7 protein-coding genes are annotated in these 10,937 nt (G+C 46.4%); 3 read left to right on the forward strand and 4 right to left on the reverse strand.

Annotated elements, in window-relative coordinates; all coding sequences use genetic code 11:
• Window positions 1-963, reverse strand: a 963-nt coding sequence (locus ACMJ0U_RS03770; RefSeq protein ID WP_417128277.1) for a DNA cytosine methyltransferase, incomplete at its 3' end; no start/stop codon positions are given.
• A gap of 182 nt (window positions 964-1,145) precedes the next feature.
• Between ACMJ0U_RS03770 and ACMJ0U_RS03775 the strand changes: the two genes are divergently transcribed.
• The 3 genes from ACMJ0U_RS03775 to ACMJ0U_RS03785 are packed head-to-tail and all read left to right on the forward strand — an operon-like array spanning window position 1,146 to window position 6,638.
• Window positions 1,146-2,381 carry a hypothetical protein gene (locus ACMJ0U_RS03775; protein WP_417128279.1) on the forward strand — a complete coding sequence of 412 codons (1,236 nt, stop codon included), beginning with the start codon at window positions 1,146-1,148 and terminating at the stop codon, window positions 2,379-2,381.
• 26 nt (window positions 2,382-2,407) lie between these two features.
• The gene (locus ACMJ0U_RS03780) at window positions 2,408-2,998 is read left to right on the forward strand and encodes a condensin complex protein MksE (RefSeq protein ID WP_117671979.1); all 591 of its coding nucleotides are present in this window, start codon (window positions 2,408-2,410) and stop codon (window positions 2,996-2,998) included.
• Window positions 2,982-6,638, forward strand: coding sequence for an ATP-binding protein (locus ACMJ0U_RS03785; protein WP_417128281.1), 3,657 nt, complete (start codon window positions 2,982-2,984; stop codon window positions 6,636-6,638). The genes ACMJ0U_RS03780 and ACMJ0U_RS03785 overlap by 17 nt, the downstream gene beginning before the upstream one ends.
• Before the next feature lie 316 nt (window positions 6,639-6,954).
• Here the strand turns inward: ACMJ0U_RS03785 and ACMJ0U_RS03790 are convergent, their stop codons facing one another.
• The 3 genes from ACMJ0U_RS03790 to ACMJ0U_RS03800 form a co-directional block, all read right to left on the reverse strand.
• Entirely contained in the window at window positions 6,955-8,040 is a 1,086-nt protein-coding gene (locus ACMJ0U_RS03790; protein ID WP_417128283.1) for a nucleotidyltransferase family protein, read from the reverse strand.
• Window positions 8,041-8,069: 29 nt separating this feature from the next.
• Complete coding sequence (locus ACMJ0U_RS03795) at window positions 8,070-10,451, reverse strand: GumC family protein (RefSeq protein WP_417128284.1); 2,382 nt, start codon at window positions 10,449-10,451, stop codon at window positions 8,070-8,072.
• Window positions 10,448-10,937, reverse strand: a 490-nt coding sequence (locus ACMJ0U_RS03800; RefSeq protein WP_417128285.1) for a polysaccharide biosynthesis/export family protein, incomplete at its 5' end; no start/stop codon positions are given. The genes ACMJ0U_RS03795 and ACMJ0U_RS03800, both read right to left, overlap by 4 nt.

Here is a 10,937-nt window from a genome sequence, read left to right on the forward strand (position 1 = left end):
TTCTTCTTTACTTTTTATCGGTAAAGAATATGTTTCTTTTATCTGCAATGCCAGTTGATATGCCAATAATGGTGGTACAGCATTTCCTATTTGGTTGAATTGCTTGATTTCCGTACCTTCAAACTCAAACCAGTCCGGAAAACTTTGAAGCCTGGCCGCTTCCCGCACAACCAGTCTTCGTCTTCTTCCGTCTTTCAGCCTTACTCTTTGCATGTCACTTGTACAACCGGCAAGATTACGGCAAGTAAGTGTTCGTGCAGGCTTGTCAGGATACAAATCTCGGGGATTTACACAAGCTGATTTTTTTTCATATACAGCTATGTATTCATCTTGACGAGGAGTCAGAATCTTACTTTCATCCTGAATCGTATCAATCAGGTCGCCGATAGCTTCTCCCACCGAAACTTTATTTTTTTGTATTGCGGGGTAATGAAAAGATGATTTGTGCCCTACAACAATCATTCTTTCCCGATTTTGCGGTACCCCATAATGTACTGCATTCAGACATTTAAATTCGATGATATAACCCAGCTTTCCCAAGGCATCCTTAATTAAATCAAAATACCATCTGTGAGAGTAGGCAAGGTTTCTTACATTTTCGAACAAAAACACTTTAGGTTGTATCCGTTGGATGGCATCGATGAAAATCGGAAATCCGTCTCTGGCGTCTTCCATTCCTTTTTGATTGCCAAAAACACTGAAGGGCTGGCATGGAGGCCCCCCAATTACGATATCGGCCTGGGGGTATTCAAAACCGACTTCCAGCTTTTGCAAGTAGCATTTTCCTTTTAAATTCCGGTTATAGGTATTGACGGCTGCTTCATCCAATTCATATCCGATAGTTTCATATCCAGCTGCTTCAAAACCTAATGACAAGCCACCACAACCGGCAAAAAGGTCTATGACTTTTGTCGGTTCAGTTATTTTGGGAGTCAATATTTCGTTGATATAATTCTTGTACATGATGCAAAATTAGTGATTTGTTTTTGATTATAGAATCAAACGTTTGAATTAATGGAAAACTCTTATCGTGCGGTACTGATTTTCTTTTTCGCCATTTCTTATTTTTTTCTGTTATCACCGTCACGTAACATTAGGAAAATTGGCGGGCAAATTATAACTTTGCCTGAATTTTCAACTAGACTATGTATATATTCCGATCGATTCACGAAATTATCAATACCATTGCGGCAGCCAGGGGACTGCTCACGGAAATGTTCGAGAAACGAAAGACGCTGAGTTTCCGCTATTCCGACGCACTGGCACTGCTCAAGGACGATGAAAACCGGTTGAAACTGCTCATAGAGAAAGAAGTCATCCGCCAGAACGGCAACTTCGTGGAACTGGATGCCCGCTTCCTCGACTTTTTCGAACTGCTCCTCGAAGCGAACGAGGAAATCAATACGGCCATCATCGACGAGCATATTGCTTTCCTGCACGAACTGATGGACTACTACGAAAAGGAGCAGATTGCTTCGCGCAAGGAGAGTTACGTGCGCCACATCAAGATTACTTTCCAGAAGATTGCGCGTACCACCATCCGCAACATCATGAACCTGCAGAGCAGCATCGACAATGCGTTCAAGCACGAACCGACTTACCAGATAAAGATTGCCAAACTGGAAAATCTGGACAAGAAGCGGATTCACATCCAGCAGCTGATTGATACCACCGAAAACCTCATCCTGCACGAGGAACGGCGGTTTTTCCAGCAGGCTACCGACGAGGAACTGAACCGCATCCTGCTGGAACTGCGTAGCGAACTCCAGCTCTCGGCCCACAGCCTCATCCGTGCCCAGCAGGACATCATCAACTACCTGAACCAGATTAAGAGCCAGGTGATTCTGGTAGAGAAAATCCGGAAGGTGAAGTACCTGCAAGACCAGTTTGAGCTGCGTTCGCGAAGCAACCTCTCGGAAGTGCTCGAAAGGGAACATTCCGTACTGGTGGAAGGCAGCGTGCCGTCTTCGTTCAAGCTGTCACTGCCCTACCTGAGTACCGACGAGGCACGTCCGGTCATCCTGAAAGTGCTGCGCAACCTGCAGTACCGTGAGATTATCCGCAGCAACGAGGCGGGCGCCTTCAGCGAGGAAGACATGGAATCGCAGGCCATGTACCAGGAGGTCATCGACCTGGAAGAAACCCTGAGCGACTACATCCAGGCGCAGGCACAGGCCCGCTGGAACGATGCGTCGGCTCCGGAAGAAGACCTCTTCCACTACCTGATGCACTACACCTTCGCCCGCGAAGTGGACGAACAGGAACGCACCACCTTGTTCTGCCAGATGGTGTCGCTCTACGAAAACCGTCTCCGCATCAGCGAGGAATTCGGTCTGTATCACCAGTACGAATATGCCAAGGTGTATCCGGCCAACTCGTAACCCATTCATCCCTATACATTTGACTTATGGAACTGAACATACATATACCTGACAATACTGCGGCCTTGTTCGACTGTCTCCAGAAGGGACAGTTCATCAGTTCGAACAGCTGCAACGAAGCCGTGCGCGACATGTACGACCAGATAGATGACCACTTCGAAGCGCTCTCGGTCTACTTCGCCCAAATCGGCTACACCCTGGAACGGGGCAACGAATACTTTTATTTCTCGCGCGTGGAACCGCGTACCACACTGGAACAGAAAATCATGCGTGCCTACTACTGGATTGACGTACTCGACCTGTTCAAGACCTACGACGAAACTTTCGGTGCAGGTTTCCGCTTCCAGCCCGAACAGATTCTGGTGGAGGCCAACATCAACGTGATGCTGCAAAACAAGCTCGACGGGCTGCGCAAGCATTTCTCCGACAAGGACGTGCGCAAGGACGTGCTCGACAACCTGATTCGCCAGCTCACCAAGGAGTCATTCCTGGAGCTGGAGAACGAGAAGACCAACACCTACAAGGTGATGAGTTCCTGGCACTACCTGGAACGCCTGATTGAAAGTATCCAAATTTACGACGACACTGAAACGGAAGACAATGAGAAACCTGAATAGAATCATCTTTATCAACAGCGCCAACATTCCCTATGCCGACGACATTTACCTGGACGGGAATGTGCACTTCATCGGCACGCAGGGAGTGGGAAAAAGTACCGTGCTGCGCGCCATCCTGTTTTTCTACAACGCCGACACCCAGAAACTGGGTATCCCCGTAGAGAAGCAGAGCTACACGGAATATTACTTCCCCTACTCCAACTCCTACATCATCTACGAGGTAACCACCGAACAGGGAGCGTTCTGCATCCTGAGTTTCAAGTCGATGGGCCGCGTGTGCTACCGTTTCATCGACTCGCCCTACCGCATGGAGTTCTTCGTCGACGAGAACCGCACGGCCTACAGCGGCAACGACCGTATCCGTGCCGCCCTCGACCAGTACGGAGTGGACTACTCACGCATCATCTATACCTACGACGAATACCGTAACATCCTCTACGGCAACGGTGCAGGTCCCGAAATGAGCCGCTACTCACTCATGGAGAGCAAGCAGTACCAGAACATTCCGCGTACCATACAAAACGTGCTCCTCAACTCAAAGCTCGATGCGGAGTTCATCAAGAAGACCATCATCTCGTCCATCAACGAAGACGAGACCGCCATCGACCTGAATACCTACAAGGAGCACCTGAAGAACTTCGAAACCCGCCTGCGCGACATCGAAGAGTTCCAGAAACGCGAGACACAAAAACAGGCCAAGGAAATCACCTCCCTCTCGGCACAGGTGTCACGTCAGCAGACCGCTCTCGTGCAGTGTTGCCGCGAACTGGCCGCCACCTTCCGCCTCACCGAAAGCCAGTTGCCCAAGGCCGAGGAACAGAAGCACCAGGCTGAGAAAGCACGTACCGCCCTCCTGAACCGCCGTCAGGAATTGCAGGAACAGTCGCGCCAGCGTTGCGACAAGATGCAAGAGGCACTGGCCATCCTGAACAATGAACTGCAAAAGGCACAGCAGAAGGAAAAGGAATATGCCCGCCAGCAGATAGAGGAAATCATGGAACGCTCGGCCCGCAAGGAGGAATGGAAGAACAAGCAGCAGGGATTACAGGAAGAACAGCGCATCCTCACCTCGCACTACACGGAAATCTCCACCAAGTACAAGTCGCTCATCCAGAGCCTCGACGAGCAGTGGAACCGCATCCACGAGGCCAAAATCAAGCAGCTTGAGGGACTGAGCAACGCGTTCAACGCCCGCATCGAAGAAGCCCGCCGCCAGCACGAAGCGGCTACCGAGGCGCTTTATCAGGAATACGAACAGCTTTCCCAGCAACTGCATCCGGAACGCAGCAGCAAGCAAAACGAACTGACCGCCCTCGACTACCAAATGCAGCTGTGCCGCAAGGAGACCTTCTTCGAAGCCGAGCAGGAAGAGTTGAAACACCGCATCCAGTCGTACACGGGCTTGCACATGAGCAAGAAAAACCGCATCAACAACGCCCAGCTCATTATTAAGGAACTTACCCTGAAGTGGGAAGAGGAGTTGCAGAAGGGACTGAAGGAGAAGGACGAAGCACTGATGCAGTTGCAGGCGGAGCATGTGCAGCTCCGCCCGCGCATGGACGAACTGGCCACCTTCCTGAAAAACAGCAAGAGCACTCTGCAAGGCTGGCTCAAGGAGCACAAGAAGGGATGGGAGGAAAACATCGGAAAACTGTGTGACGAGTCCATCCTCTGGCAGACCAACCTCTCGCCGAAAATTGTAGACGAGGGTACGTCGTTCTATGGCATCTCCATCTCCCTGCAGGACATCGAACGCCATATCCAGTCCATCGACGACTATCAGGCGGAATATGACAAAGGGGTGAAGCGGCTGGCAGAGATTCAGGCCGAAACCCTCCGTCTGCAACAGGAGAAAGAGGCTCTGGAAGAGCAGCTGAAAGCCAAATACCAGCCGCGCATCAAGGAACAGAAGGACGTGATAGCCGTGCAGGAATACGAGCTGGAGAAACTGGAACAGCAGTACCAGAAGGATATGCTCGACCTGGACGACTGGAAGAAGAAGGCGGAAGCCGAACGCACCGCCAAGCTCCGGAAACTGGAGGAGGAAAAGCAACGCATCGCCGCAGAGCTGAAGGAAATTGACGGCAAGCTGCAAAACCTGAACCGCGAGAAGAGCGAAAAGTTAAGTCAGCTGAAGCAGGAATGGAACCGGGTGCAGCAGGACATTGCGCACGAGAAGGAGACACAGGCCGGCAGCATCCGTCTGGAAGATCAGGAAGAACAGCAGCGCATCGCCACGGAGAAAGCCGAATACGAGCGTCAGATGAAGCAGGAACTGCACTCACAGGGCGCCGACACCGAACGTCTGCAACAGATTAGCAGCCAGTTGCGCGACATAGACCGGGAACTGCTCTTCATCAAGGAACACGCCACCCTGCTCATTGAGTACCAGAAGGACAAGCGAGACCTCATCGACCACATTCCGGAATGGATACGCGAGCAGGAGGAACAAAAACGTCTGCTCAATCAGGAAAAGGACAACCTGCGCCGGGAAACCTCGGGCTTGCAGGAGCAGATTGATGCCCTGAACAAAGATTTACAACAGGCGGAAAAGGAAGTGACGCAGCTTCAGGCCAACCTGGAGGCGTACGGCAAGATTTCGGCCTACGACTGGTACAAGCCGCATCAGGATATTTTCAATCCCGAGAACCCTGTCACACTGGACATCCACACGCCGCGCACCTGCCTGGAACTGATTGACGAACTGGGCCGCACGGACAGCCAGTACATGACGCTGCAAAACCGTCTGCGCAAGGAGGTGAACCTCTTTACCGGCCATTTCGACGAGGAGAATACCTTCAAGTTCAAGACCAAGTTTACCGAGGACTGGGAGTACATCCGCTTTGCCGAGGAACTGCACGACTTTGTGGAAGAGAACAAAATCAGCGAGTTCGTCCGCCGCATCAACAACGAGCATTCCGATATCTTCAAGCGCATCAGCATGGATACCTCGATGCTCACGGCTTCGGAAGACGACATTCAGGATCTTATCGGCAAGGTGAACAAGGGATTCCAGACGTGTAACTTCGTGGGCGTCATCCAGTGCATCGAGATGAAGGTGGAAGAAAGCAGCAACCGCGTGGTAAACAGTCTGCGTGCCATCCAGAAGTACTACAACGAACATGCCTACGACCTCACGCCGGGTACTAACCTCTTCTCGTCGGAAAACGAGCAGCTGGTGAAGCAGGAGGCCATCGCCCTGCTCCGCGATTTCATCAAGGAGATTCACGCCTACCGCTACGACAGCATCCGCCTGTACGACTCGTTCGAGCTGCGTTTCCGCATCATCGAGAACCACAACGACACGGGCTTCGTGGAGAAACTGTCGAACGTGGGTTCGGAAGGTACGGACATCCTGGTGAAAGCCATGATTAACATCATGCTGCTGAATGTATTCAAGGAGGGAGCTTCGCACAAGTTCAAGGACTTCAAGCTGCACTGCATGATGGACGAAATCGGCAAGCTCCATCCGAACAACGTGAACGGTATCCTGAAGTTTGCCAACGACCGGAACATCATCCTCATCAACGGCTCGCCTACGGAACTGAACCGCGATGCCTACAAGCATGTGTACCTGCTCACCAAAGGGGCGCAGAGCAAGACACGCATCGCCCGGCTTATTTCAGACCAAAAGCTATAAATGGTCCATATAAAACGCAAACGTCCGGCCTTACCTCATACATGAGTGTAAGGCCGGACGTTTGCCTTCAGGCTGTTTCACTTCCACCTTAACGGTCAGACTGTTATATGGCTTCCCGATTATCGCTGGACTTGGGCAACCCTCGGTTGTTCAACCTGAACAGTCTTACCAAGCTTCTCGCTCCACGGCTGGTGACACTGCCAGTTCATGAACCAGTCATAATTTACTCCATAATCCACACTGAACTCACGGGATTATATACCTCCTGATAATCAACTTTCTCTTTTCTATTGATAGGACTGAAGTTCCCGGAAATTTAATCGTGAGAATCTATTGACAAAAGTCCAATAACATAACCCTGTATCAATTTAAACATAAATTTGGGTGCCCTCCTCCAAAATAATTTAGGCCAATAATATCTACTAAGCAATAAACTCTTGATAATATGCCATGCAAATTTAAACTTGTTACCTTTAAAATCTTTCTGAAAATTAACTGCACCAAAATCGCCCTGTTCAAAAAGTTCTTCTGAAAGCCTAAGAAGATATTTCTTGTTCGAACCTTTTGTCCATTTTTCCAAACCAGGAAAATCCAATCCCAATTCCACTCTGGCCAATTCGGAAAACTCTGTAACAAACCTGTTCATCCCCATTCTTCTTGCTTCTTTCAGAACCAGTTCACAATCAATTTTTTCATGATTGTTTTTCAAAAATACAGCCCAATCACATAAAAACCTATATCCTATGCCTGGAATCAAAAAATGACCTGCAGCATGTGAAAGTAACAATATACTATTAATATTTGCATCCAGTACCCTCAAAGACATATCCCCAACAGGCTCATTTACAATGGTAAAATCCATTTTAGGTTTATAGGGGGTTGTCATAATTTCCGGATGGATCTCAATTGTCACACCTTTATAAACGATTGTATCGTGCTGGCGTTTATGCTTACCTTTAATACCCCAACTGTTTAAGATGCTGATGCATTCATCAAATCTCTCAGGAATAAATATATCAATGTCACTGGATTGTCTTGACATCGGATGCGCATACCATTTTGCCACAGTCATTCCCTTTAAAACTACAGGAAAAATCCCCACAGCTTCAAATTTGGCATTTAATTCCTTCCAGACTTTCATTTTTTTATAATTATTTGCCTCAATAAACCTGTTTACTCCTATCCATTGAAGCAATAATTTGGTAGGCGGTCTCATGTTGGTTGGCAAATCCATTATTGACTTGAGACAAACACCAAGTACTGTCTGCTTTCCAGCAATCATGTATATCTCAAGCCAATCAAAGTGAGTCAACTCCTTAAAGATTTCACTATTAGGAGTATTTCCCCATATACCGCACCTCAACAACTCCAAAAAAGCGTCTTCATTTTTATGGTTCTTCATAATATCGGCAATTATAAGAGAATCAATCTTTAAAACAGTTTTTTCCTTTTCTTCTCAAAAGTATAGCCATAACCGTAGCCATAACCATAATATCCGTAATAACCATAGCCTTTTTTATGCATCTTCACACCATTCAGAACAACTGCCATATTTTTAAGTTTTCCATCAGCAAACAACTGTTCCACTTCACCCAATTGCCTACGATCCATTTTTCCTGCCCTTATAACGTAAAGAGTAAGGTCAGCCACACGGTTTACAATCATCGCATCCGCTACCATATTCGAAGGTACATTATCCAACAAAACATAATCAAACCTTGCCTTTAACCTATCAATCAATTCATTAAGTTTATTGCTAAGAAGTAATTCAGCCGGATTGGGAGGTACCGGGCCACTGTAAATCATACTTAAATTTTCATTTAAATCAGATTTAAAGATGATTTCGTCAATGTTCGTCACACCACCTGCCAAATAATTGGTTACACCAAGCTTCTGTTTTCTCATCCTAGCACTAAGAGTACCCTTACGGATATCCAAATCCACCAAGACCACCTTCTTGCCGGTAAGCGCCAATGTCATTCCCAAATTTGCAGAAATAAAAGTTTTCCCTGCACTCACATTCAATGAAGTAATCATTATACTTTTCACAGGGTTTCCATCACTGCTCATAAATGCCATATTTGTACGCAATATTCTGAAAGCCTCAGATACTGCATCAACACTATCAGCTTTTACAGCAATAGAATGTTTATCCTCACCTTTCACCCTGACACGTTCCGGAATTTCACCAAGGAAAGGTACTGACAGTACACTGGTTACATCCTTCTTTGTTCGTACTGCTGTATCTAAGAGACTCATAAGAACCAATATCGCAGCCGGTATAGCCAGACCAACCAGTATGCCAATCATCAATATCTGTTGCCCGTTCGGCGAAATTGGCGCATTGCTACCCATTGCAGGGTCAATGATACGGGCATTTGTTTCCGCCATAGACTGTGTTAATGCATTCTCCTCACGCTTGTTGAGCAAATAAATATAAAGAGACTCCTTGATTTTCTGTTGGCGTTCCACGGACAGAACATACTTCTGCTGACTTGGGACAGCCGCAATACGCCTCAAAGCTCTTTCCTCTTCACCCTTTATATTATTAAGCTTCATGTTAAGTGCCGCAATGAGGTTATCAACAGTACGGATCATAGTTTGCTTCATTGCCGCCAAAGTATTATTCATATCCATCACTACCGGATTTTTCGTACTACTGTTCGAAAGCAACTTGTCGCGTTGCAACATCAAAGCATTATACTGTGATATCTGTCCTTCGATATTTACATCAGAGATACCGGTATTAGAAGGAATCAATTCATTACTTTTAGTAGGATCCACCAAATAATCCCTTATATACTTCGTAAGAGCAAGTTGCCCCTCCATTGCCACACCTTCCTGTTGGTATCTGCTTGAAGCCTCCATGAATGTTCCGGTTTGCGAAGCAATGTCGGTAAGCCTGTTTTGACTTTTGAATGTAGCAATCTGCGATTCCACTCCTCCCAACTCCTGCTCAATAATAATCAGACGTTCGTTAATGAAATTTGCAGTATTAACCGATATGCGGTTTTTATCGTTAATAGCATCCTGGTTATAAACATCAATCAATGTATTAAGAATGTCTTCGGCTCTTCGTGGAGAAACATCCGAAATGCCAAGTTTGATCATGCTTGCCCCGTTACTCATAACCGAAACTTGCAATGCCGCGTTATATCTGGCAGCCGCTCCTGCTATATTGGTTTTCGTTACAGTATATTGCGACCCAAAATTATCTTTTGAATAAAACAGACTTGGAGTAACTACCACCTTACCCACCGGAGTATTCACTGTATCATTCAGTTCAGCCACGATTTCCTTTCCATTCCATGTTGGAGAAGAAAAACCGGAAAGTGACACTTTCTTTTGCGTTAAAGGAGTTACTTTAAGTGAAAAAGAAGCATTATCCCTCACCTCAGGAAATGAAAGTACAACAGGACACTCATGATACAAATCAAAATCACGGAACTTACCTTTTATGGAATAATAAACATCCAGATTAAGTTTTTTTACCACTTCCTGCATAAGTCTCTGCGACTTGAATATCAACATCTCATTTTCAATAGAATTATTCATTTTAAGAGTTGACACTTCATAAAAAGCCGACGAAGCATCAGCAGTTCTCGTACCACTACCCTGGTCTTTAATGAGAATGGATGCGGAACGGTAATATATATTAGGCGATTTCTTTAGCTTATAATAAGCCAATCCTCCGCATATAATCACAGAAAGCACAAACCACATCCAGTTTGCCAAAGCAATTTTCAGGAAGTCCATCACATTCAGACCCGTGTCGGCCTGTTTCTTTCGCGGTTGATTATTTTCCGTCATCATTTCGATACAAATATTAAAGTTACAATAGACATTACGAATGAAAGTAATGTTGTCCAAGTAGTAATATTATTATATTGATTTGTATTTCCCTGCCTTGTCTTGTTCTTGTTAGGCTCTACATAGACCAAATCATTTTGTTGCAAGTAATAACAAGGAGATTTAAAGACATCCTTCGAACGCAAATCAAGATAGTAAGGAACACGTTCCCCATTTTCTTCCCTGATTACAGTCACATTATATCTTCTTCCTGTTATTGCCAAATCACCAGCCTGACTTATAGCCTCAAAGATAGTGATTCTATCCGAATTTACATTAATAACTCCCGGTGAACCTACATCCCCCACCACAGATACTTTAAAATTAAGGAATTTTACAATTACAATCGGGTCTTTAATATAATCCTCATCAATCAATCTGCGTTTTATGTAATTCGTCAGTTCCATGCGCGTCATTCCCACCACATGTATTTTTCCAAGTATTGGGAAG

The organism is Phocaeicola sp., from assembly GCF_048170425.1.
Classification (GTDB): Bacteria; Bacteroidota; Bacteroidia; order Bacteroidales; family Bacteroidaceae; genus Phocaeicola.